Origin of the sequence: Microbacterium flavum (genome assembly GCF_018717645.1) — a bacterium.
GTDB classification, from domain to species: Bacteria; Actinomycetota; Actinomycetes; order Actinomycetales; family Microbacteriaceae; genus Microbacterium; species Microbacterium flavum.
Genome location: NZ_JAFLHG010000015.1, coordinates 45960 through 69848, shown reverse-complemented (window position 1 = coordinate 69848; position 23889 = coordinate 45960). Strand labels below are relative to the sequence as shown.

General features: G+C 69.3%; 20 protein-coding genes. 11 read left to right on the top strand and 9 right to left on the bottom strand.

Annotated features, from left to right (window positions below; all coding sequences use genetic code 11):
• The 3 genes from J0P97_RS14260 to J0P97_RS14250 all read right to left on the bottom strand — a co-directional run.
• On the bottom strand, nucleotides 1-710 hold a 710-nt coding region (locus tag J0P97_RS14260), incomplete at its 3' end, for a biotin/lipoyl-containing protein (protein ID WP_308163580.1).
• Between the two features lie 64 nt (nucleotides 711-774).
• Nucleotides 775-2145: a dihydrolipoyl dehydrogenase gene (lpdA, locus tag J0P97_RS14255; protein ID WP_215488453.1), complete on the bottom strand. Its 1371-nt coding sequence runs from the start codon at nucleotides 2143-2145 to the stop codon at nucleotides 775-777.
• Nucleotides 2142-3650 carry a leucyl aminopeptidase gene (locus J0P97_RS14250; protein WP_215488452.1) on the bottom strand — a complete coding sequence of 503 codons (1509 nt, stop codon included), beginning with the start codon at nucleotides 3648-3650 and terminating at the stop codon, nucleotides 2142-2144. The genes lpdA and J0P97_RS14250 overlap by 4 nt, the downstream gene beginning before the upstream one ends.
• A 100-nt stretch (nucleotides 3651-3750) precedes the next feature.
• Between J0P97_RS14250 and J0P97_RS14245 the strand changes: the two genes are divergently transcribed.
• The 3 genes from J0P97_RS14245 (at nucleotide 3751) to J0P97_RS14235 (ending at nucleotide 7002) form a co-directional block, all read left to right on the top strand.
• Nucleotides 3751-4674 (top strand): proteasome assembly chaperone family protein, encoded by a 924-nt coding sequence (locus J0P97_RS14245; protein WP_215488451.1) that lies wholly within the window; start codon nucleotides 3751-3753, stop codon nucleotides 4672-4674.
• Nucleotides 4675-4918: 244 nt separating this feature from the next.
• Nucleotides 4919-6307 carry an RNA polymerase sigma factor gene (locus tag J0P97_RS14240; RefSeq protein ID WP_215488450.1) on the top strand — a complete coding sequence of 463 codons (1389 nt, stop codon included), beginning with the start codon at nucleotides 4919-4921 and terminating at the stop codon, nucleotides 6305-6307.
• Entirely contained in the window at nucleotides 6304-7002 is a 699-nt protein-coding gene (locus J0P97_RS14235) for a coenzyme F420-0:L-glutamate ligase (protein WP_215488449.1), read from the top strand. The genes J0P97_RS14240 and J0P97_RS14235 overlap by 4 nt, the downstream gene beginning before the upstream one ends.
• Before the next feature lie 40 nt (nucleotides 7003-7042).
• Here J0P97_RS14235 and J0P97_RS14230 read toward each other — a convergent pair whose 3' ends face one another.
• Nucleotides 7043-8068: a sugar-transfer associated ATP-grasp domain-containing protein gene (locus J0P97_RS14230; RefSeq protein ID WP_215488448.1), complete on the bottom strand. Its 1026-nt coding sequence runs from the start codon at nucleotides 8066-8068 to the stop codon at nucleotides 7043-7045.
• Between the two features lie 53 nt (nucleotides 8069-8121).
• On the bottom strand, nucleotides 8122-8340 hold the full coding sequence (locus J0P97_RS14225) for a DUF7455 domain-containing protein (protein ID WP_215488447.1): 219 nt from the start codon (nucleotides 8338-8340) through the stop codon (nucleotides 8122-8124).
• A gap of 191 nt (nucleotides 8341-8531) precedes the next feature.
• Between J0P97_RS14225 and J0P97_RS14220 the strand changes: the two genes are divergently transcribed.
• Entirely contained in the window at nucleotides 8532-10649 is a 2118-nt protein-coding gene (locus J0P97_RS14220; RefSeq protein WP_215488446.1) for a DNA gyrase/topoisomerase IV subunit B, read from the top strand.
• A gap of 337 nt (nucleotides 10650-10986) precedes the next feature.
• Here J0P97_RS14220 and J0P97_RS14215 read toward each other — a convergent pair whose 3' ends face one another.
• Nucleotides 10987-12156, bottom strand: a complete 1170-nt coding sequence (locus J0P97_RS14215; RefSeq protein WP_215488445.1) for a sensor histidine kinase — start codon at nucleotides 12154-12156, stop codon at nucleotides 10987-10989.
• Between the two features lie 236 nt (nucleotides 12157-12392).
• Between J0P97_RS14215 and J0P97_RS14210 the strand changes: the two genes are divergently transcribed.
• On the top strand, nucleotides 12393-13055 hold the full coding sequence (locus J0P97_RS14210; protein WP_215488444.1) for a response regulator: 663 nt from the start codon (nucleotides 12393-12395) through the stop codon (nucleotides 13053-13055).
• A 60-nt stretch (nucleotides 13056-13115) separates the two neighbouring features.
• On the opposite strand, the gene J0P97_RS14205 is transcribed toward J0P97_RS14210, so the two are convergent.
• On the bottom strand, nucleotides 13116-15560 hold the full coding sequence (locus tag J0P97_RS14205) for a DNA gyrase/topoisomerase IV subunit A (protein WP_215488443.1): 2445 nt from the start codon (nucleotides 15558-15560) through the stop codon (nucleotides 13116-13118).
• Nucleotides 15561-15656: 96 nt separating this feature from the next.
• Here J0P97_RS14205 and J0P97_RS14200 point away from each other — a divergent pair, with 96 nt between their 5' ends.
• On the top strand, nucleotides 15657-16790 hold the full coding sequence (locus J0P97_RS14200; protein ID WP_215488442.1) for an alkaline phosphatase family protein: 1134 nt from the start codon (nucleotides 15657-15659) through the stop codon (nucleotides 16788-16790).
• A gap of 35 nt (nucleotides 16791-16825) precedes the next feature.
• Here the strand turns inward: J0P97_RS14200 and sepH are convergent, their stop codons facing one another.
• Nucleotides 16826-17851 carry a septation protein SepH gene (gene sepH, locus J0P97_RS14195; RefSeq protein ID WP_215488441.1) on the bottom strand — a complete coding sequence of 342 codons (1026 nt, stop codon included), beginning with the start codon at nucleotides 17849-17851 and terminating at the stop codon, nucleotides 16826-16828.
• 238 nt (nucleotides 17852-18089) lie between these two features.
• Between sepH and J0P97_RS14190 the strand changes: the two genes are divergently transcribed.
• Nucleotides 18090-18383 carry a DUF4193 domain-containing protein gene (locus J0P97_RS14190; protein ID WP_215488440.1) on the top strand — a complete coding sequence of 98 codons (294 nt, stop codon included), beginning with the start codon at nucleotides 18090-18092 and terminating at the stop codon, nucleotides 18381-18383.
• 7 nt (nucleotides 18384-18390) lie between these two features.
• Here J0P97_RS14190 and J0P97_RS14185 read toward each other — a convergent pair whose 3' ends face one another.
• Complete coding sequence (locus tag J0P97_RS14185; RefSeq protein ID WP_215488439.1) at nucleotides 18391-18897, bottom strand: DUF3093 domain-containing protein; 507 nt, start codon at nucleotides 18895-18897, stop codon at nucleotides 18391-18393.
• Between the two features lie 12 nt (nucleotides 18898-18909).
• On the opposite strand from J0P97_RS14185, the gene dut reads away from it, so the two are divergent.
• The 4 genes from dut (at nucleotide 18910) to J0P97_RS14165 (ending at nucleotide 23693) form a co-directional block, all read left to right on the top strand.
• The gene (gene dut, locus J0P97_RS14180; RefSeq protein WP_215488438.1) at nucleotides 18910-19359 is read left to right on the top strand and encodes a dUTP diphosphatase; all 450 of its coding nucleotides are present in this window, start codon (nucleotides 18910-18912) and stop codon (nucleotides 19357-19359) included.
• Nucleotides 19356-19943 (top strand): DUF3710 domain-containing protein, encoded by a 588-nt coding sequence (locus J0P97_RS14175; protein WP_215488437.1) that lies wholly within the window; start codon nucleotides 19356-19358, stop codon nucleotides 19941-19943. The genes dut and J0P97_RS14175 overlap by 4 nt, the downstream gene beginning before the upstream one ends.
• Nucleotides 19940-20701: a DUF3159 domain-containing protein gene (locus tag J0P97_RS14170; protein WP_215488436.1), complete on the top strand. Its 762-nt coding sequence runs from the start codon at nucleotides 19940-19942 to the stop codon at nucleotides 20699-20701. The genes J0P97_RS14175 and J0P97_RS14170 overlap by 4 nt, the downstream gene beginning before the upstream one ends.
• Before the next feature lie 154 nt (nucleotides 20702-20855).
• Nucleotides 20856-23693 (top strand): aconitate hydratase, encoded by a 2838-nt coding sequence (locus J0P97_RS14165; RefSeq protein WP_215488435.1) that lies wholly within the window; start codon nucleotides 20856-20858, stop codon nucleotides 23691-23693.
• The last annotated feature ends 196 nt before the right edge of the window (nucleotides 23694-23889 follow it).

Here is a 23889-nt window from a genome sequence, read left to right as displayed (position 1 = left end):
GGCGCCGCCGCGGCTGCGGGAGCCGGAGCCTCGGCCGCCGGAGCGGGCTCGGCGGCGGGAGCCGCGGGTGCGGAGGCGGCGGGCGCCGCTCCCGAGCCGATGCGGGCGAGGACAGCGCCGACGGCGACAGTCTCGTCCTCTGCCGCGAGGATCTCCTGCAGCGTTCCGGCGACCGGCGACGGGATCTCGGTGTCGACCTTGTCGGTGGAGATCTCGAGCAGCGGCTCGTCGACCGCGACATCGTCACCCACCTGCTTGAGCCAGCGCGTGACCGTGCCCTCGGTGACGCTCTCACCGAGTTCGGGCAGGACGACATCCTTCGCGTCGCCCGACGCGGCGGGGGCGGGCGCGTCGACGGCCTGTTCCGGCGCAGCCTCGGGCTGGGCCGGCTCGGGCGCCGCAGCGGGCTCAGCGGCCTGCTCCGCCGGCGCCTGCTCGGCTGCCGGCGCATCGTCGCTCGACGGGGCTCCCGAGCCGTCGCCGATCTTCGCGAGCACTGCGCCGACCTCGACGGTTTCGTCCTCGTCGACGAGGATCTCCTCGATCACACCGCTCACCGGAGAGGGGATCTCGGTGTCGACCTTGTCGGTCGAGATCTCGAGCAGGCCTTCATCGGCCTGGATCGTGTCTCCGACCTTCTTGAGCCAGCGGGTGACCGTTCCCTCGGTGACGCTCTCTCCGAGCGCGGGGAGGACCACGGATGTGCTCATGACTGTGTCTCCTTCAGAAAGTCCGATGTCGTTCTAGCTTAGTGACCCCCGCGCGCGGCGGGAGTCAGAGGGCGTGCAGGGGCTTGCCGGCGAGCGCGAGGAACGCCTCGCCCAGCGCCTCGCTCTGGGTGGGGTGCGCGTGGATGAGGGGCGCGAGGTCCTCGGGGTGCGCTTCCCACCCGACCGCGAGCTGCCCCTCGGTGATCAGTTCGCCGACCCGGTCGCCGATGAGGTGCACCCCGAGGATCGGGCCGTCCGCGCGGCGCACGACCTTGACGAGTCCGGTCGTCCCGAGGATCTCGCTCTTGCCGTTACCCGCGAGGTTGTACTCGTACGTCGCGACCGCGTCGCCGTGCGCCTCGCGCGCCTGGGCCTCGGTGAGGCCGACGGAGGCGACCTCGGGGCTCGAGTAGGTCACCCGCGGAATGGTCGTCTCGGGGACGCTGACGGGCTCGAGGCCCGCGATGCGCTCCGCCGCGAAGATCCCCTGCTGGAAGCTGCGGTGTGCGAGCTGGAGCCCGGGCACGATGTCGCCGACGGCGTACACGTGCGGAACCGTGGTCTGGAGGTGTTCATCCACAGTGACGAAGCCGCGGTCGAGCGCGACGCCGGCATCCTCGAACCCCAGCCCGCCCGTGGCGGGGCCGCGCCCCACGGCGACGAGGAGGTAGTCCGCGGCGAGCGTCGTGTCGTCCTCGAGGGCGACCTCGACACCGGCGTCCGACTGCGTGACGGAGCGGAAGCGGGTGCCGAGTCGCGCCGCGATCCCCCGCTTGCGGAAGGCGCGTTCGAGGCCCTTGCTCAAAGCGAGGTCCTCGTTCGGCACGAGGTGGTCGAGCGCTTCGACGATCGTGACATCGACGCCGAACGACCGCCAGACGCTCGCGAATTCGACGCCGATCACCCCGCCGCCCAGGATGATCACACGCTCCGGGATCACCTGCAGGGCCAGCGCGCCCTCGCTGTCCAGGACGCGGCCGCCGATCTCGAGACCGGGGAGCATCCGACTGTACGAGCCCGTCGCGAGGATCACGTCGGCGCCCCGATAGACGTCCTCGCCGACGGCGACGCCGCGGTCGGGCCGCAGGCGCCCCTCGCCGGCGACGATCTCGATGCCGCGCGCTTTCAGGAGGCCCTTCAAGCCCGCGAACTTCTTCGCCACGATGCCCTCGCGGTAGGACGTCACGCCGGCCGGGTCGATCCCGTCGAGGTGCGCCGCGACGCCCACGCTGGCGGCGCTGCGGACGTGGTCGGCCACCTCGGCCGCATGCAGAAGGGCTTTCGTCGGAATGCAGCCGCGGTGCAGGCAGGTGCCGCCGACCTTGTCCTTCTCGATCAGCACGACCTTCTTGCCGAGTTCGGACGCGCGGATCGCCGCGGCATACCCGCCGCTGCCGCCGCCGAGGACGACCAGATCGACCTGGTGCTCGCTCATCGGCCGACCTCCGCCTCGGAGCTCGACGGATCACCGTGGGCGGCGTGCCCCTCGATGAAGCCCAGAAGCGAGCGCACGGTCGCCGCGGTCGGGCCCTTGTCCGTCGACCCGAACGGGCTCTTCGCGGTGCCGCTGCCGGCGATGTCCAGATGCACCCAGGGGATGCGCGGGCCATCCGCCCCCTCGCCCGTGCGGCCGACGAACCGGCGCAGGAAGAGGCCGGCGAAGAGCGATCCGCCCGACGTGTCGCCGATCTTGGCGTTCTGCAGGTCGGCGATGGGGGAGTCCAGCTCGTCCTCCATGTGAGCGGGGAGGGGCAGATGCCACGCGAGCTCCCCGGCGCGCGCGGCGGCGGCCAAGTAGGCGGCGACGGCGTCATCGTCGCCCATCACGCCCGTGTGGCGGTGTCCCAGCGCCACGATGATCGCACCGGTCAGGGTCGCCACATCGACGATGACGTCGGGGTGTGTGCGGCTCGCTGCGACGAGACCGTCGGCGAGGACGACGCGGCCCTCGGCATCGGTGTTGAGGACCTCGACGCTCGTCCCGTCAGCGATGCGCACGACGTCACCCGGTCGCAGGGCGCGACCCGACGGCATGTTGTCGGCAAGGCACAGCCAGCCCGAGACGTGGACGGGCAGTCCCAGCTCGGCGGCGGCGCGGACGACGGCGAGCACGGTCGCCGCCCCCGCCATGTCGAACTTCATCCCGACCATGCCCGCGGGCGGCTTCAGCGACAGGCCGCCGGTGTCGAAGGTGATGCCCTTCCCCACGAGCGCGACATGGTGCGCAGCGTCGGCCGGAGCGTAATCGAGATGGACGAGACGCGGGGGACGGTCCGAACCCTGCCCGATCCCCAGGATGCCGCCGAAGCCCTGGGCCTCCAGCTCGGCCTCGTCGAAGACGGTGACCTCCACGGGCAGCGACGCCAGCTCGGCGAGCGCGGCCTCGGCGAGGTCCTGCGGGCCCTGCCACTGCGCGGGCGTGTTGACCAGATCCTTCACGAGCGCGACGGATGCCGCGACCGCGCAGACGCGCGCGACATCCTGTGCGGTGGGCTCGATCGGCCAATGCAGGACGATCTCGGTCGCCCGACCGGGCCCGGACTCCTTCTTGTAGTCCGCGAAGCGGTAGCCGCCGATGAGTGCGCCCTCGGCTGCACCGGACCAGGTGCCGGCATCGGCGGCCGGGGCGGCCACCGCCACGCGATCGAAGCCCGTCGTCGTGCGCACCGCCTGGCCGACCGCCTCCCGCAGCGTGTCCGCGTCGGGGTCCTCTCCGGTGCCGACGACGAAGAGCGGCATCGTCGTGGCATCCGGAGCGTGGACGCGCACCGTCGATCCGATGGTGCCGGAGAACGCCAGCCCGCGCAGGATCGGCGCCAGGCCGGGCAGATCGTCGAGGACCGCGGACGCGTGCTCGAGCGGCGGCAGTGCCAGCACGAGAGCATCGGCGGTCGAGGAGGTCAGGGGAGCGGTGGATGTGGACAGCTCGGGGAACGCCATACCCCCATCCTAGGTTTGCGTCCTGCGCTTCGCGCCGACGGGGTGTTCGCTGTCAGCGCGACCCGGCCCCCGGTGTCCGCGCGGCTCGTACAGTGGATCTATGCCTCTGAGCGGTCCCCTCTACGAGCGGGTCTCGTCGGCGCCATCCGTGCCGGCGGGGCTTCCCATGGTCATCGCCTTGACCGGATTCACGGATGCCGGCAGCGCCGTGTCGCGGACCATCGACTTGTTCCGCGACGACCTCGACCCCACCCCGGTCGTCGTCTTCTCCGCCGACGTCCTCCTCGACTACCGTGCCCGCCGGCCCACGATCACCTTCGACGGCGATCGGCTGAGCGACTACCGGCCGCCGCGCCTCGAACTCTCGCTCGCCCACGATGCGCTGGGGCAGCCGTTCGTCCTGCTCGCGGGGTATGAGCCCGACTTCGCCTGGGATGCGTTCTCCGAGACGGTGGTCGGGCTCGCGGAGGGCCTCCAGGTGTCGAGCATCACCTGGGTGCACGCCATTCCGATGCCGGTCCCGCACACCCGCCCCATCGGGACCACGGTCAGCGGGACGCGCACGGACCTCACCGAGGCCCACTCGGTGTGGAAGCCGCACACGCAGGTTCCGGCGACGATGGGTCACCTGCTGGAGATGCGGCTGGCTGACAGCGGCCATGATGTGGCCGGTTTCGTCCTGCTCGTCCCGCACTACCTCGCCGACACCGACTATCCGGCGGCGGCTCTGGCCGCACTCGACAGTGTGTCGGTCGCGACGGGCCTGGTGTTCGATGCCGACGAGATCCGCGAGGAGAATCGGGAATACCTGACGAAGGTCGACGACCAGGTCGAGGGCAACACCGAACTGACGGCCATGCTCCAGACGCTGGAGGAGCGCTACGACTCCTACATGGCCGGCGCCACGCGTGCACAGCCGATCATCCACACGGGTGACCTTCCGAGTGCGGACGAGCTGGCCGCGGAGCTCGAGCGATTCCTCGCCGACCGCCGCGAGGGCGACGACCGCCGCGGTTGGAAGTAGGCCTCTCGCCCTCCGTCGAGGCCTCCGCCGTCGCGGTCGGGGAATTCGAGGGGTCGCGCGGGCGTTCAGAACGGGAGAGAGAACGCGTACCTCTCCCATTGCGCCAGTTCGCAGGTCAGGGTATGCGACAATAGGACACCCGACCCGTTGTCTCGTCGGCGCCGCCCTCCGGCTGCGCTGGACTTGACAAGGGTCTTACTAGTGTCCGAAACCCCCGGCGCCCACCGTCGGTGAAAGGCGAGACGTGACTTCCGGCACGAAGACCCCCCGTACCCGCACGGCAGAAGACACCCCGGCGACCGACGTCGTCGACGAGAACGCAGCCTCGACCACGGCATCGGCGGGGACCGCCACGAAGGCCTCGGCGACCAAGGCCCCGGCGAAGAAGGCGGCGGCGAAGAAGCCTGCGGCCAAGAAGCCTGCGGCCAAGGCACCCGCACGAGCGAAGAAGTCCGATGACGACGACGAGATCGACGGCGACGTCGAGGTCGACGAGGAGATCGAGGACGACGCGGACGCCGAGGCATCCGACGACGCGGCTGAGGACGACGCGACCAAGCCCGCGAAGAAGGATGGGGCGAGCGAGGACGCCGACGACGAGGACGATGAAGAGGGCACCACGAAGCCCGCGTTCACCGAGCCGCTTCCCACGGGCGCCATCGTCATCTCCTCCAACGACGAGGATGACGTCCCGGTCTACTCCACGCAGATCACCGGCGCGACGGCCGACCCGGTCAAGGACTACCTGAAGCAGATCGGCAAGGTTCCGCTGCTGAACGCGGCCGAAGAGGTCGAGCTCGCGATGCGCATCGAGGCGGGTCTGTTCGCCGAAGAGAAGCTCTCGCACATGTCCGCGTCGGAGAAGTCGGGCCAGCTGGGCCTCGACCTGCAGTGGGTCGCGCGTGACGGCCAGCGTGCCAAGAGCCACCTGCTCGGCGCGAACCTCCGCCTCGTGGTGTCGCTCGCGAAGCGCTACACGGGTCGCGGCATGCAGTTCCTGGATCTGATCCAGGAGGGCAACCTGGGCCTCATCCGCGCGGTGGAGAAGTTCGACTACACCAAGGGCTTCAAGTTCTCGACGTACGCCACGTGGTGGATCCGTCAGGCCATCACCCGCGCCATGGCCGATCAGGCTCGCACGATCCGCATTCCCGTGCACATGGTCGAGGTCATCAACAAGCTCGCCCGGGTCCAGCGTCAGATGCTGCAGGACCTCGGTCGCGAGCCCACTCCCGAAGAGCTCTCCCGGGAGCTCGACATGACCCCCGAGAAGGTCATCGAGGTGCAGAAGTACGGCCGCGAGCCGATCTCGCTGCACACGCCTCTCGGCGAGGACGGCGACAGCGAGTTCGGCGATCTGATCGAGGACACGGAGGCCGTGGTCCCCGCGGACGCGGTCGGCTTCACCATGCTGCAGCGTCAGCTCGAGTCCCTGCTTGATTCGCTGAGCGAGCGTGAGGCGGGTGTCATCCGCATGCGGTTCGGCCTCGGCGACGGCCAGCCCAAGACCCTCGACCAGATCGGCGACACGTTCGGCGTGACGCGTGAGCGGATCCGCCAGATCGAGTCGAAGACGATGGCGAAGCTCCGTCACCCGTCGCGCTCGCAGTCGCTGCGGGACTACCTCGAATGAACGACACCCCCAACGACGGCAAAGCGCTGTCGGTCACGATCGACGCGGGCACGTTCAAGCGCATCCCGATTCGCACGCGGGTGGTCATGCCGGGCGATGACCTGGATGCCGTCGTCGACGAGTACGCGCAGGGCGTCGTCCAACCCGGCGACATCCTCTTCGTGACCGAGAAGATCGTCGCGATCACGCAGGGCCGCTCGTACACGCTCGACGAGATCCACCCTCGACGGCTCGCGCGCTTCCTGTCGCGCTACGTCACCAAGACCTCGTACGGCATCGGTCTCGGAATGCCGGAGACCATGGAGATGGCTCTCCGCGAGTGCGGTACGCCGCGGATCCTCTTCGCCGCCGCGGTGAGCGCCGTCACCAAGCTCTTCGGCCGTCGCGGCGACTTCTACCGCATCGCGGGCGACAGGGCGCGGGCGATCGACGGTCCGACCAGCGGCACCATCCCGCCCTACGACAACGCGGTGGTTCTCGGTCCCACGGAGCCCGACGCGGTCGCCACCCGGATCAAGGCGCAGCTCGGAGAGATCGCAGAGGTCGCGGTCGTCGACATCAACGACATCGGCGGCAACATCCTCGGGTCGACACTGGACAAGGCAGGCGAGCAACGACTCGTCCGCATCCTCGCGGACAACCCGCTCGGTCAGGGCACGCAGTCCACGCCCATGGGCGTCATCCGCAAGGACTGACGGGCCAGGGGGAGCGGCGCCCGCTGCCTTTCGCGGGCCCTCAGAAGCCCATGGCCGCGCGATAGCGCGGCAGGTGGCCGTGGCGGATGCCACTGGCCGTCGGCTTGTTCTCGAACACGCCGGCGCCCCAGTTGCCCTCGACGAGGACGGGCCCGTCGGCGGTCACCACGATGTCCCAGCCGACGTAGCGAACCTCGGGGATGACCAGCGCCACCTGAGTGATCAGCTCCGTCACCTCGTCGAGCATCGGCAGGCGGAAATCTGCGATGCGGTAGCCGGTTTCGGGATGGGTCTCGAAGAGGGCGCCCGAGGTGTTGTACCCCATGCCCATCGCACGGCCGTCCTCGTGCAGCGCCGTGTAGAAGCCGCCGAAGGAAGCCTGATCGCTCACCTGGCCGCGCCCGAACTTCTGGGCCATGTTGATGATCTCCACACGGCCGTCGTCCGTGACGAACGTGGTGACGCGGGTCGTGTTCGCCGTTCCCGGCGCGATCGCCTCGAGGTCGGGGTGCTGGACGATCTGGTCTTCGATGAGGACCTCGCCCTTCTCGACGAGGTCTGCGTGGAACGCGGCCCAATCCGCGACGTCCTCGCTCCGGTAGCGGCGGACGCCGGCGCCGGACTTGCTCACGGGGACTTTCGCGATGAAGACGGGATGCCGCCGGGCGAAAGCCTCGAGCTCCGCGGCGTCTGCCGTCTGGAGGTCGATCCATTCACGCCGGAGGAAACGGTCGAAGTCCTTGTTGAACGCGATCTTGTCCTGGAATCGGTGCACCTGCGACGGATCGTCGTATCGCGTGGAGAGCTCGAGGGCGAGCGGACTGGTGACCCACGTCGCTCGCTCGGCGCGGCTCAGGATCGCGAAGTCGAACTCGATGTAGTCGTTGAAGCCGACCCGGTGCCGCGCGGCGGACCACAGCATGTCCGCAAAGACGAGCGGGTAGCTCTTGCCGTGCGTGCGCGCCGTCTCCTTCGCCCGCTCGGTCACCGAGGCGGCGTCGAAGCCGCGCGCACGCTCGAAGAGCACCTGGATGCGGTGCAGGGGCGACAGGCCGCGCGAAGCCATGGGGTCCTCCGGGGACGACGATCAGGGATGTCGTCCAGTCTACGGGGGACCGCTCAGCGCGCCTCGGCCAGGCGCGCGGTCTCGTCGTGCCACGAGGTGGCGACGGCGCGCAGCTTCTCCTCGTACTTGCGGCCGTGGTGGGCGCAGAACAGGAGCTCGCTGCCGTTCACCTCGGCGGCGATGTAGGCCTGGGCGCCGCAGGAGTCGCAACGGTCGGTCGCGGTCAGGCGGTACTCGAGGACAGCGGGCTCAGCGGTGGTCGACATGCTCATTTCGGTTCCTCCTCGGTACATGCGTCGCGTGCGGATGCATCACATACAACCACGCGATTGTTGCGGGAATGCCGCGATCCGGTCACATTTCGCTGTGCGCGTACCCCGCCCTGTGGCGGGAATATGTCGGGCGGATGACGGCGCGAGTGTCTGCACCGCACTGTCGGTGGCCGGGCATACGCTTGGAGATTGTGACCGCCGAGTATTCCGCCCACCACCTCCAGGTGCTCGAAGGGCTCGAGGCCGTGCGCAAGCGCCCGGGCATGTACATCGGGTCCACCGACTCGCGCGGCCTCATGCACTGCGTGTGGGAGATCATCGACAACGCGGTGGATGAGGCCCTCGCCGGCTACGGGTCGCAGATCGACATCGTGCTCCATGCCGACGGCAGCGTCGAGGTGCGCGATCGGGCCCGCGGCATCCCGGTCGACGTCGAGCCGCGCACGGGGCTCACGGGCGTGGAGGTGGTCTTCACCAAGCTCCATGCCGGCGGCAAGTTCGGCGGCGGCTCCTACGCGGCATCCGGCGGTCTGCACGGCGTCGGCGCCTCGGTGGTCAATGCGCTGAGCGAGCGCCTGGACGTCGAGGTTGATCGGGGTGGGAAGACCTACGCGATGTCGTTCCACCGGGGAGAGCCCGGCAACTTCGCGGGCCCCGGGCCAGACGCTCCGTTCACGCCGTTCGAGAACGCGTCGGAGCTGCGCATCGCGGGCAGGGCGGCCAAGGGCGTCACCGGCACGCGGGTGCGCTATTGGGCAGACCGCCAGATCTTCACGAAGGATGCGACCTTCCACATCGACGAACTCGAGCAGCGCGCGCGGCAGACGGCCTTCCTCGTCCCAGGGCTTCAGATCGACATCGCCGACGAGCGCCGCCCTTCGACAGGCTCAGGGACCGAGGGCGGCTCGGGGACCGAGGCAGATCCAGGGCCTGTCACGACCTCGTACCGCTTCGACGGCGGGATCTCCGAGTTCGCGGAGTTCCTCGCCCCCGATGCCGCGGTCACCGACACGTGGCGGCTCACCGGCGCGGGCACTTTCACCGAGACGGTGCCCGTCCTGCAGGCCGGTGGAGCGATGGTGCCCACCGAAGTCGAGCGCGTCTGCGAGGTCGACATCGCGCTGCGATGGGGGACCGGCTACGAAACGGTCACCCGGTCGTTCGTGAACATCATCGCGACGCCCAAGGGCGGGACGCACCAGACCGGATTCGAGCAGGGCCTCATGAAGGTGCTGCGCGCGCAGGTGGATCAGAACGCGCGCAAACTCAAGGTCGGCAATGACAAGCTCGAGAAGGACGACATCCTCGCGGGTCTGACCACCGTCCTGACCGTCCGTGTCCCCGAGCCGCAGTTCGAGGGTCAGACGAAGGAGGTGCTGGGAACTCCCGCGGTCCGCACCATCGTCGCAAACGTCGTCTCGAAGGCCCTGACGGAGCGATTCGCGTCGACGCGGCGCGACGACAAGGCGCAGACGGCGCTGGTGCTGGAGAAGGTCGTCTCCGAGATGAAGGCGCGCATCTCCGCGCGCACGCACAAGGAGACGCAGCGCCGCAAGAACGCCCTCGAGTCCTCGTCGCTGCCCGTCAAGCTCGCCGACTGCCGCACGAGCGACGTCGCGCAGACCGAGCTGTTCATCGTCGAGGGCGACTCCGCGCTCGGTACCGCCAAGCACGCGCGGAACAGCGAGTATCAGGCGTTGCTGCCGATCCGCGGCAAGATCCTCAACGTCCAGAAGGCGTCGATCAGCGACATGCTCGGAAACGCCGAGTGTGCGGCGATCATCCAGACGATCGGCGCGGGCTCGGGGCGCTCCTTCGATCTGGATGCCGCGCGGTACGGCAAGGTCATCCTGATGAGCGATGCGGATGTCGACGGCGCTCATATCCGCACGCTTCTGCTGACCCTCTTCTTCCGCTATATGCGCCCGCTCATCGAAGCCGGCCGCGTGTACGCTGCGGTGCCGCCGCTGCACCGGGTGATCGTGATGAATCCGGGTTCCAAGCCGAACGAGACCATCTATACGTACTCGGAGCAGGAGGTCCACACCCTCCTCACCAAGCTGCAGAAGGCGGGCAAGCGCTGGCAGGAGCCGGTCCAGCGCTACAAGGGTCTCGGCGAGATGGACGCCGACCAGCTCGCGGAGACCACGATGGACCGGACGGGACGTCTGCTCCGCCGCGTGCGTGTGCAGGATGCCGAAGCGGCTGCGAGCGTGTTCGAGCTGCTCATGGGGAGCGACGTGTCGCCGCGACGCGACTTCATCGTGTCCTCGAGCGATCGACTCGACCGCGAAGCCATCGACGCCTGACCGTACGGATGCGCCGCGGACTCGTCGTCCGGACGGCGGGTCGGCGCGATTCGCGGGGGCCCGGAAACGCGCGGGGCCCGAAACCGAGCTGGGGGGATCGGTTTCGGGCCATCGCCGCGGCATCCACATGTCGTCCGTGATGACGATGGTGCGATACGCTCCCATCGTCCCCGAAATCACGAGGCGACACGGATGATGCTCGTTGAAGGACCGGCTGGGGACCGTTCCTTCGGCAAGTTCCATCGTACGGACGCGGCAATGGCCTCGTCCTCGCCGAAAGGCGGAAAACCGTGCGACTTTCGTCTACTATCCCCTCATCGACATGATGAGGGATCCGTCACGCCTCCAGGGGCATGGATGCCGCCACGAACCACCCGTTCGCGCGCCGCTCCGAGGAGAAGGATCCGCCGAGGAGACGGAAGCGCTCGTGCAGACGCATGATGCCGTACCCCGACGAGGGGAGGCCCGCCGTGCGTGCCGGCGGGGAGTCGTCGCTGAATTCGAGATGCGCCCAGCCGCGCTCGACGGTCAGCACGATGCGCACCTCGCGCGCACCCGTCGCGTGTTTGAGGACATTGGTCGCGCTTTCGCGGATGACGCGGGTGAGCGCGACGAGAGATGTGCTCGGAAGGCGGAGGTCGTCGGGGACGCTGGCCTTTACGCGGATGCCGGCCTGCGCCAGCTCTTTGGTGACCGCGGCGATGGTCCCGTCCATCCCGTCGGGCGAGGGGATGCGCTCGGGGGCGAGGTTCTCTTCGCCTCGGACCATCCCGAGAACCCGTCGGATGTCCGTGAGTGCCTGCACCGCAGCCTCGCGGATCGCGGTCTGCGACTGGCTGCGCGTCTTCGAATCGTCGGTGCGCTCGAGCACCGCCGCATGGAGCGCCACGATGGTGATCTCGTGGGCGACGATGTCGTGCAACTCGTCCGCGATGAGGTCGCGCTCATGGCGGAGCTGTTCCGCGACCTCCCTTTCGGTCGCTTCGAGTTGCGTCGACAGCATTTGAGCTCTTTCGTACTGCGTTCGTATCGCGAGCCCGATCGACAGGCTGACGAAACTGAGGAATGCCATGATGACCGCGCCGAGCGGTTCGAACGTCGAGTCCGGTCGGGCGAACATCGCGATGAGCCAGGCGGTCCAGACCGCCGCATACACGGCCGTGAGGGCCGCACTGCAGGTGTAGGCCGCAAGACCCAAGATGACGGCGCCGATCAGGAGACTGTCCGCGACGCCCAGAACAGCAGCGCCGATCCCGGCGATGCTGAGCACGATCGCAGCGATCGGAGGTCGCCACGCGAACAATGCCACCGAAACGGTGATGGTGGTCGTCACGACCGCGGATTCGACGCCTGTCGTTCCGCCGTTGGTCGCTCGTCCGATCGAGTCGAGCAAGAGCGTCACCGCGACGAGCGCGATGAGCAGTCTTCGTGCCGGGGTGGCGAGCGGGTGGTACCCCCAGAAGGGGGTCCGCACGTATTCCACCAGGCGTGCTCTCAGATCACTCATTCCGCGATTATCTCGCGACGAGTGCCGATGCCTGTCTTACTTCCAGATACCAAGCCAGCGTCCAAGCCAATCCCACATTTCCATCACCTCCACAAGGTCTCGAATCGATTCTTCAAACATCTGGCACCTCGCAATACAGACCTTCGGACACACCGATTACGACTTTCGTCTGATATGTGCCCGCGTGCTGTCCATCCGTCATGGGTGATGCTGGTCGGCTTTCGTAGGATGGCGAGGTGACGGATGCGATTCGCGTGATCATCGTCGACGACGAATCCCTGGTGCGTGCAGCACTGCGGGTGTTCCTCGATTCGGCGGACGGCTTCGAGCTCGTGGGAGAGGCCGACAACGGTGCTGACGCGGTGACGCTGGTGCGCGCGGTCCAGCCCGACGTCGTGCTGATGGACGTGCAGATGCCCACGATGGACGGTATCGAGGCGACCCGGCGCCTGACGCAGGAGTTCCCCGGTATCAAGGTCGTCGCGCTGACCACGTTCTCGGCCGAGCGCGTCATCGTGCCGATGCTGAGCGCGGGCGCGTCCGGATACCTCGTGAAGGACACGTCGCCCGACCGGATCCTCGACGCTGCGCGCCTGGCTCATGAGGGCGGGTACGTGCTGTCGCCGCGGGTCGCCAAGGAGCTCATCTCGTCGGTGCAGTCCGGTGACGGCACCGCCCCCCGCAGCCTCGGGCGGGACGAGGAGCTCACCGATCGAGAGCTCGAGGTGGTCACGCTCCTCGCCCAGGGGATGTCCAACGCCGAGATCGCCGCAGCGATGTTCGTCTCGGAGGCGACGGTGAAGTCGCACCTCGGGCGCATCACGGCGAAGTGGGGGGTGCGCGACCGCATCCAGGTCCTCATCCGCGCCACGCAGCTCCGCCTGGTCACCCTGTCCTGAGCGAGCCGCGGGCCGCGTCAGGAGATCTTGATCATGACACCGGGGTCCATGACGTGACCGTCATGAGATGGCGGCGCCGATGGCCCCGACCACGGCGTCGAGGGGCACGCCGGAGGCATCCCGCTTCGCGCCGGGCGCGGGAAGCTGTCGCACCGCTCCGTCGGTCCCCACGGCGCGCGGCTCCGTGCCCACCCATGCGAGGACGAGCGCGTCCTCTCCCTTGAGCAGCCGCTGAGCGCGCACCCCGCCCGTCGCACGCCCCTTCGGGGGGAATTCGTCGTAGAGCGACACCTTCGCGCTGCCGGCGTCGGTGCCGGCGATCGCGTGCGTCGACCCGGCGAGCGTGACGACGACGGTGGCCTCATCGCGAGGAACGGGGGCGAAGGCGATCACCTCGGCGCCGGGGGTGAGTCGGATGCCCGCCATGCCCCCCGCCGCACGGCCCTGCGGGCGGACGGCCGCGGCGTCGAAGCGGAGGAGCTGGGCATCGGAGGTCACGAACACCAGTTCCGCATCGTCGGTCGCCGTCCCGGCGCCCACGACGCTGTCTCCGGGCTTCAGGGCGATGATCTCGACGTCGTGCTTGCCGAGGGGCAGCTCCGCGGCGGCGACCCTCTTGACGGTGCCCTGGCGGGTCCCGAGGGCGATGATCTCCTCGCCCAGGGGCACGACGGCCACCAGGTGCTCGCCCGAGCCGAGGCCCAGGTACTGGTCGGCACGCGTGCCGGCCGCGAGCTGCACGGCGTTCGCCGGTACCGAGGGCAGGTCGACGGGGGAGAAGCGGACCAGGCGGCCGGCCGTCGTCACCGCTCCGAGCTCGCCGCGTGTCGTGGTGTCGACGGCCGAGCGGATCGCGTCGTGCTTGGCTCTCCGTGACGGGGCGACGATCCCGCCCTCCGACGACAGTACGGCGCGAACCATGCGCCCCGTCGCGGAGAGGTAGACGCGGCACGGCTCGTCCGCGATCTGCAGATCTGCGGGCGCGGCCGAGCGGGAGCGCGGGGCGACCGGTCCTCCGTTGAGCAGGAGCGTCCGCCGGGGGGTCCCGAACGTCTCCGCGGCGGCATCCAGCTCGCGCGCGACCTGGGCCCGCAGGAGGGTGTCGCTGGCCAGCAGCGCCTCCAGCTCCGCGATCTCCGCCTTCAACGCGTCCCGCTCCGTCTCGAGCTCGATGCGGGAGAACTTGGTGAGCCGTCGCAGGCGCAGTTCGAGGATGTACTCGGCCTGCAGCTGCGAGAGATCGAACACGCTCATCAGCCGCGCGCGGGCCTGCTCGCCGTCATCGGACGCGCGGATGACCTGGATGACCTCGTCGATGTCGAGGATCGCGATGAGGAGGCCCTCGACGAGGTGGAGGCGATCCTTCTTCCGGGCGAGCCGGAAGGCGCTGCGGCGCGTGACGACGCGGATCCGGTGGTCGAGGTAGACCCGGAGAAGCGCCTTCAGACCGAGTGTCTGAGGCTGCCCGTCGACGAGCGCGACGTTGTTGATGCCGAAGGAGTCCTCGAGCGGAGTCAGCCGGTAGAGCTGCTCGAGGACGGCGTTCGGATCGAAGCCCGTCTTGATGCCGATGACGAGGCGCAGGCCGTGGGTGCGGTCGGTGAGGTCGTTGACGTCGGCGATGCCGGTGAGCTTCTTCGCGTTCACCGCATCCTTGAGCTTCTCGATCACCCGCTCGGCGCCGACCATGTACGGCAGCTCGGTGACGATGATGCCCGTGCGGCGCGGTCCGAGCGACTCGACCGAGACTTTCGCGCGCGTGCGGAAGGTGCCGCGTCCGCTCTCGTAGGCCTCGGTGATGCCGTCGAGCCCGACGATGATGCCGCCGCCGGGCAGGTCGGGGCCGGGCACGAACTCCATCAGCTCCGCCGTCGTGGCGTCGGGATTCTCGAGGAGGTGGATCGCGGCGGCGATGACCTCGATGAGATTGTGCGGCGCCATGTTCGTCGCCATGCCGACGGCGATGCCCGTCGCTCCGTTGACGAGCAGGTTGGGGAACGCGGCGGGGAGGACCTCGGGCTGCTGGAATTGCCCGTCGTAGTTCGGGATGAAGTCGACGACGTCCTCGTCGAGGTTCTCCGTGAGGGCGAGCGCCGCCGGCGCCAGCCGTGCCTCCGTGTAGCGCGCCGCGGCCGGGCCGTCATCCAGCGAGCCGAAGTTGCCGTGACCGTCCACCAGGGGCACGCGCAGGGCGAATGACTGCGAGAGGCGCACGAGGGCGTCGTAGATGGCCGAGTCTCCGTGCGGGTGGAGCTTTCCCATCACCTCGCCGACGACGCGAGCACTCTTCACATGGCCCCGGTCGGGGCGCAGCCCCATCTCCGCCATCTGGAACAGGATGCGTCGCTGGACGGGCTTCAGCCCGTCGCGCGCGTCGGGGAGCGCGCGCGAGTAGATCACCGAGTAGGCGTACTCGAGGAACGAGTCCTGCATCTCGGATGAGACGTCGACGTCCTCGATCCGGCCGTGGTCTTCTGGGACGGACTCGATGCGCGAAGCTGCCATGGAACGAAGTGGACCTCGGGTCGGGTGCGGAGGGCGGGACGGGGCTCGAGGCGCACGCCCCCGGTGTCGAAGACAGGGTGTGGGAGACTGGCCCCGATGTCCCTCAGCCTACCCGCGGTCTCGCCCGGCGCCCGGAGCCTCACCGGTGTCGTGCCCCAGCTCCTCGCCTCTCTGACGGGGTCTCCGGACTGGTTCGCTCCCGCCCGCTCCGCGGTGCTCGTCCTCGTCGACGGCCTGGGTCGGGCCAACCTCGGCGCGCGCAGCGGCCATGCCCGCTTTCTCGCGTCGCGGATGGGGAAGAAGGATGCCGCACGTACGGTCTTCCCCACGACGACGGCGACCGCGCTCACAAGCCTCCTGACCGCTGCGGATGCCGGGGTGCACGGCATCGTGGGCTATCGCGCGCGGATCCCGGGGACTCTCGACGCGCCGAACCAGCTGCGCGGCTGGGAGACCGACGGACTCGATCCGCTCACATGGCAGCGGGCGCAGCCGATCCTCGAGCGGGAGGCCGCCGCCGGGCGTCCCTGCTTCGTCGTCAGCAAGGGCGTCTACGCCGGATCGGGGTTCACGCGCGCCATCCAGCGCGGTGCCGTCTTCGTACCGGCGGGGACGCCCGCCGAACGTCTGCAGACGGCGGGGGATCTCGCCGCGGATCATCCGGGTGCGCTCGTCTACGTCTACCTCCCCGAACTGGACTCGATCGGCCACGCCCGCGGGTGGGAGAGCGACGAGTGGACGGTGGGGCTCGAATCCATCGACGGCGCGCTGCGCACGCTGCACGAGCGCGCCGGCGCCGATGTGGGGGTGGTGGTCACCGCCGACCACGGCATGGTGGATGTCCCCGTGCATCGTCATGTGCTGCTCCGCGAGGACGATGAGCTCGTCGACGAGGTCGACCTCGTCGCAGGAGAGCCGCGGATGCTGCAGCTGTACACGTCCGACGGCGCGACCGACCGGGTGGCGGCGCGCTGGCGCGAGGCGGAGGGGGGGCGGTCCTGGATCCTCACGCGCGACGAGGCGGTCGCCGCGGGACTCTACGGGCCGCGCGTGGATGCCGAGGTGCTGCCGCGGATCGGCGACATCCTCGTCGCGGCGCGCGCCGGGGTGGCGTACTACGACGATCGCCTGGCCGACAAGAAGGCACAGCGGATGATCGGCCAGCACGGATCGCTGACCGACCAGGAGCGCGTCGTCCCGCTCATCGGTCTCGGGGCGTTCGCCCGATAGGGCGGTCCGGTGTCAGAAGCCGTCCTGCGACGAGATCAGGAACCGTCCTCCGTGCGTGCACCGAAGACGATCTCGTCCCAGGAGGGCATCGAGGTGCGGCCCTTGCGGCGGGAGCTGTCGGAGACGACGGTGTCGTCGATCGGGTCGTCCGCGTCGTCTTCGTCGCCCGCCACGTCATAGCCGGGCTCGAGTGCGTCGAAGAGTGCCACGGGGCTCTGATCGCGCTCGGGCGCCGCCTCCGCCTCGGGCATCGGCTCCCGCTGGCCCCGACGACGACGCAGCGCCTCCAGGAGGTCGGCCGTCTCCGCGGAGGTGACGGATGCCTCCGGCGCCCGCTTGATCGCCGCTTCCTGGACCGCCGCCGTCACGGTCGGGCGCACGTCGCGGGTGACGATGTCCGCGTCGTTCTCCAGTCGCCGTGGCCCGAAGGCCCCGGAGTCGAAGCGCGACGAGTCCTTGAGGGGCGAGGCATCCAGCGCCCGCAGCCGGGGAATGAGCCCCTCGGGCAGGGATCCCTGGCGCGACAGCTGCGTCGCGTCGGAGTTCAGCGGGGACAGGGTGGATCGCCGCGGGTCGAAGCCCCAGCGCGCGTCGTGGTCGACGTCGCTCGCGGTGAACTCGAGCTTGACGATCCAGCCCGCCTCCTCGCGCCAGCTCGTCCACCGCTCGCCGACCGCCTTCGCGTCCGCCAGCTTGCTGCGCACCGCGACACCGAACGTAGGCTGCGCCCCGGGCTCGAGTTCCCCCGCGATGAGGACCGGGACGGCGAGAGCCTGGTCGACGATGTGCTCGCGCTCCGCGAGTACGGGACGCTCATAGCGCTGGACATCGGACAGTCGCGCGCCGAGCAGGTCGGCGACATCCTGCGCGGACATGCCGGCGCGGATGTGCGACTGGATCTCCTTCGGGCTCACGCGGACGGTGCGCGGCTCCGCGTCGCGCTGTGCGCGACGGAGCTGCGAGTGGAGGGTCTCGTCGACGGGCAGCGCGAAGCGCTCACCGGTGTCGGTGGCCACGACGAGCACACCCTCCTCGATTCCGATGACTTTGAGCTGCTCCATGCGAGACGCGCCTCCAGATCCCTGCGACGGCACCGACAACAGTGCCGCGGCCATCGTGACACGCCCCCGACCGGGCGGCGGGAATATCGCGGGCGTGCCGCGAGTTCTCGTCGACGCACCCACAGGATGAGGGAGTGCGGATCACCCCCATTTGCGTATTCCTGTGCACTCGTGCAAACTAACGCCGCCACTCGCCCACGAGGCGTGCCGGCACACAGCAGAATTTGGAAGAGAGAGCATGGCGACCGACTACGACGCCCCCCGCAAGACCGAAGACGACAGCGAGTCGATCGAGGCCCTCAAGGAGCGCGTGCCGGACAAGCTCTCCGGCACGGTCGGCGATGAAGACGCCGACAACCCCACCGGCTTCGAGCTGCCCGGGGCGGATCTGTCCGACCTCGAGCTCGACGTCGTCGTCCTTCCCCCGCAGGAGGACGAGTTCACCTGCATCGAGTGCTTCCTCGTGAAGCACCGCACCCAGATCGACCACGAGGGCGCCGCCGGCGCCGTGTGCATCGAGTGCGCCGCCTGATCGACCGTCAGCCTCGCCGAGCGCGCCCGATCGCATAGACCACGCGATCAGGCGTGCGGGTCGAGAACACCCACACGGTCACCGGATCGCGCTCGTCCCGTACCGGAACGACGACCACTCCGTCGATCCCCCCGCGGAGCATGTGCCACGCCGTGCCCGAGAGGCCCGGTCCGCGGAGGTGGCGCGCCTCATCGCCGGTGAACGCCTCCGGGTCACCCAGGAGGGCCACCGGGATGTGCGCGCGCCCCACGCGGAGCTCGCCGTCGCGCACCTCCACCACGGGGGAGAGCAGGACGAGGGACACGAGGATGGCCGCGGCGGCGACGAGCCCCGCGACGAGGGCCACGGTCGCATCCAACGGAACGAAGACGAGCGACACCATCGGCGCGGCGACGGCGGCGCTGAGGAGCGTCCAGAGAGACGGGCTCAGCCGCTCGCGATAGATGACCGCGCGCCCGTCGTGGTCAGCGGCCGGGGCGCCGGAGGTCGTGTCGGCATTCGTCGGGGGGTGCATTAGCCTCGTGGGGTGATCGATTCCGTGGACGTTCCCATTATCGCGTCGCACGTCCCCGCGTACGCGCACCCGGGCGACGCCGGAGCCGACCTCGTGTCGACGGAGGCCCTGACCCTCGCGCCCGGGGAACGCGCGCTCGTCGGCACGGGCGTCAGCATCGCTCTGCCGGACGGCTACGTCGCGTTCGTCGTCCCGCGCAGCGGTCTGGCCGCGAAGCACGGGATCACCATCGTCAATGCCCCGGGGACGGTCGATGCCGGCTACCGGGGCGAGATCAAGGTGTCGCTGCTGAACACCGATGCCACGCACGGCTACGACGTCGCCGTGGGCGACCGGATCGCCCAGCTCATCGTCATGCCGGTGTCGCGCGCACGTTTCATCCCGGTGGACGAGCTGCCGGCATCCGCCCGCGGCGAGGGCGGCTTCGGCTCTACCGGATATCAGACAGGAGAACGCGCATGAGCGACGAGAACCCGGACAAGGCCGCGCCCGAGGACCGCGCGACCGCTGGTCCGTTCGACGACGCGGAGGCGAACCCCGTCCGCCCCTACATCGACCTCGGCGGCATCAAGGTGCTGCCCCGCGAAGGCCTGAACCTGCGTCTCGAAGTCGAGGAGCAGACCAAGCGCATCGTCGCGGTCGGTCTGGACTACGCCGGGTCGACCCTCCAGGTGCAGCCGTTCGCCGCCCCGCGGTCGAGCGGGCTGTGGGACGAGACGCGCGACCAGATCCGTCAGCAGATCCGCCAGCAGGGCGGGCGCGTCGAAGAGCGGGAGGGGCCGCTCGGCCCCGAGCTGCTCGCGGAGGTCCCTGTCGCGGCGGGCCCCGACGCGGCCCCGGGCAAGCGCCTGGCGCGCTTCGTCGGCGTCGACGGGCCGCGCTGGTTCCTGCGCGGCGTGATCGGCGGTGCAGCGACGAGCGATGTGGATGCCGCGGCGCAGGTCGAGGATCTCTTCCGCTCCCTCGTCGTGGTCCGCGGCGGCACGCCCATGCCTCCTCGTGACCTCATCCCTCTGAAGATGCCCGCGGCACCCGGCACGGCATGAGCTCGTCCGACGAGAAGCCGGACGGTCGCGACGCGGGAGATGCGCCCCAGCCGACGGCGTCCGAGATCTTCGGGCAGGCTCTCGGCGGAGCGGCGCGCCGCGCCGGAATGGACCCCGCGAAGGAAGCCCACACCGGTCACGTCGTCTGGGCCGCGATGGGCGGCTGGCGCGGCATCCTCGAATCGGTCCTGCCGGGCCTCGCGTTCGTCCTCCTGTTCACCCTGACGCGCGACCTCGCGCCGTCTCTGGTCGTCTCGGTGGGGATCGCAGTGATCTTCACGATCGTGCGGCTGGTGCAGCGTTCGCCGATCGGGGCGGCGCTCGGCGGCCTCATCGCGGCAGGAGTGGCTGCGGCCCTCGCGCTGTGGACCGGGCGCGCGCAGGACAACTTCGTCCCGGGGCTCATCACGAACGCGGCCTACGGGACGGCGTTCCTCGTGTCGGCGCTCGTCGGCTGGTCGCTCATCGGCCTGGCGGTCGGCTTCCTGATGAACGAGGGGACGGCCTGGCGCGCGGACTCCCGCAAGCGCCGCGTCTTCTTCTGGCTCGCGATCGCGTGGGCGACGCTGTTCTTCGTTCGCCTCGCCGTCCAGCTGCCGCTGTACCTCGCCGGCACCGACGAGGCGACGACCATGCTGGGCACCCTCAAGCTCGTCATGGGTCTGCCGCTGTTCGCTCCGCTCATCGCCGTGACCTGGCTCGCGGTCCGGGCCGTCTACCCCGCCTCGTCGAAGCAGGAGGACGCGCCCCAGGCATGATAGATTTATCTTGATATCAAGATAAATTCTTCCCGCCGTGGGGCGCGAGTCGGTAAGGCTCCCCTCACTAGCCGCACGCGACGCGGCCGGGGAAGATGGAGAGACAGGCCGCGGATCGCACGCGACCGCCTGCGCCCCGACGAAGGAGAGCAACATGTCCACTGTTGACAGCTTCGGTGCCAAGAGCACCCTCACGGTCGGCGGAACCGACTACGAGATCTACCGGATCGACACCGTCGCGGGCTACGAGAAGCTCCCGTTCAGCCTCAAGGTGCTGCTCGAGAACCTCCTGCGCACCGAGGACGGCGCGAACGTCACGAAGTCCCAGATCGAGGCTCTCGGCAGCTGGGATGCCGATGCGGAGCCCGACACGGAGATCCAGTTCACCCCGGCGCGCGTCGTGATGCAGGACTTCACCGGCGTCCCCTGCATCGTCGACCTCGCCACGATGCGCGAGGCCGTCACCGCGCTCGGCGGCGACCCCGACAAGATCAACCCGCTCTCGCCCGCCGAGATGGTTATCGACCACTCGGTCATCGCAGACCTCTTCGGCTCGGAGAACGCCCTCGAGCGCAACGTCGAGATCGAGTACGAGCGCAATGGCGAGCGCTACCAGTTCCTCCGCTGGGGCCAGACCGCCTTCCAGGACTTCAAGGTCGTGCCCCCGGGCACCGGCATCGTCCACCAGGTCAACATCGAGCACCTGGCCAAGGTCATCTACGACCGCACGGGACGTGACGGCGTCCTGCGCGCGTACCCCGACACCTGTGTCGGCACCGACTCGCACACCACCATGGTCAACGGCCTGGGCGTGCTCGGCTGGGGCGTCGGCGGCATCGAGGCCGAGGCCGCGATGCTCGGCCAGCCTGTCTCGATGCTCATCCCGCGCGTCGTCGGCTTCAAGCTGACCGGTGCGATCCCCGCCGGCGTCACCGCGACCGACGTCGTGCTGACGATCACCGACATGCTGCGCAAGCACGGCGTGGTCGGGAAGTTCGTGGAGTTCTACGGCAAGGGCGTGGCATCCGTTCCCCTGGCCAACCGCGCCACGATCGGCAACATGAGCCCCGAGTTCGGCTCGACCGCCGCGATGTTCCCGATCGACGACGTCACCCTCGACTACCTGCGGCTGACCGGTCGCGACGAGCAGACCGTCGCGCTCGTCGAGGCGTACGCCAAGGAGCAGAAGCTCTGGCACGACGCCGATGTCGAGCCCGTGTTCAGCGAGTACATGGAACTCGACCTCAGCACTGTCGTGCCGTCGATCTCCGGCCCCAAGCGCCCGCAGGACCGCATCCTGCTCAGCGAGGCGAAGGAGCAGTTCGAGAAGGACATCCTCAACTACGCGTCGCCGTCGATCTCGAACGACGTCGTCGATCTCGAGTCGAAGCACTCCTTCCCCGCGTCCGACCCGGGTGGCGCGCCCGGCGACGAAGAGCCCGAGACCCGCGAGGTGCACATCTCCAGCGGTGCGCCGGCTTCGGCGTCCAACCCCGTTCCGGTGACCTCGCCCGAGGGTGACTCGTACCTGCTCGACAACGGCGCCGTGACGCTCGCCGCGATCACCTCGTGCACGAACACGTCGAACCCGTCGGTCATGATCGCTGCGGGCCTCCTGGCGCGCAAGGCGCGCGACAAGGGCCTGAAGCAGAAGCCGTGGGTCAAGACGACGCTCGGCCCGGGTTCCAAGGTCGTCACCGACTACTACGAGAAGTCCGGCCTCGACAAGGACCTCGAGGGCCTCGGCTTCTACACGGTCGGCTACGGCTGCACGATCTGCATCGGCAACTCGGGACCGCTCATCGAAGAGGTCTCCGCCGCGGTCAACGAGCACGACCTCGCTGTGACGGCCGTCCTCTCCGGCAACCGCAACTTCGAGGGTCGCATCAGCCCCGACGTGAAGATGAACTACCTGGCATCCCCGCCGCTCGTCGTCGCCTACGCCCTCGCCGGGTCGATGAACTTCGACTTCGAGACCGACCCGCTCGGCAAGGACCAGGACGGCAACGACGTCTTCCTCAAGGACATCTGGCCCGCGCCGGACGAGGTGCAGGACATCATCGACACCTCGATCTCGCGCGAGCAGTTCATCACCCAGTACGCGACAGTCTTCGACGGCGACGAGCGCTGGAAGAGCCTGCCGACGCCCGAGGGCCCGATCTTCGAATGGGATGCCGACTCCACCTACGTGCGTAAGGCGCCCTACTTCGAGGGCATGTCGATGGAGCTGACCCCGGTCAGCGACATCTCGGGCGCGCGCGTCATGGCGACCCTGGGCGACTCGGTCACCACCGACCACATCTCGCCCGCGGGCAACATCAAGGCCGGCACCCCGGCCGCGCAGTACCTCACCGAGCACGGCGTCGCGCAGAAGGACTTCAACTCCTACGGCTCGCGTCGCGGCAACCACGAGATCATGATCCGCGGCACGTTCGCGAACATCCGCCTGAAGAACGAGCTCGTCGCGGCGGTCAACGACGGACAGGTGGTCGAGGGCGGGTACACCCGCGACTTCACGCAGCCGGGCGGTCCGCAGTCGTACATCTACGACGCGAGCCAGAACTACCAGGAGCATGGCACCCCGCTCGTCGTGTTCGGCGGCAAGGAGTACGGCTCCGGCTCTTCGCGCGACTGGGCGGCCAAGGGCACCTCGCTCCTGGGCGTCAAGGCGGTCATCACCGAGAGCTTCGAGCGCATCCACCGCTCGAACCTCATCGGCATGGGCGTCGTCCCGCTGCAGTTCCCGGACGGCCAGTCGTGGAAGACGCTGGGTCTCGACGGCACCGAGATCGTCTCGATCACGGGCCTCGAGCAGCTCAACGAGGGCACCACGCCGAAGACCGTCACAGTCACCGCCGCCCCGAGCGAGTTCTCGCCCGAGGGCAAGGAGACGGTCGTCTTCGAGGCGAAGGTCCGGATCGACACACCCGGTGAGGCCGACTACTACCGCAACGGCGGCATCCTGCAGTACGTGCTGCGCTCGCTCGTCTGAGCCCGGCACCCCACCAGCGCCCGCTCCGGATCACCGGAACGGGCGCTGGTGCGTTCCGCCCGTCCTCTGCCCTGCCCGCCCGCCCGCCCGCCTCGCCGAGCGTCCAGGACACGCGGACGCGGGGCACCCGCGCTCCGCGTGTCCTGGACACTCGGCACGCACCGCGAGGGTCATGACATCCTCGGAGCGCCGCGTC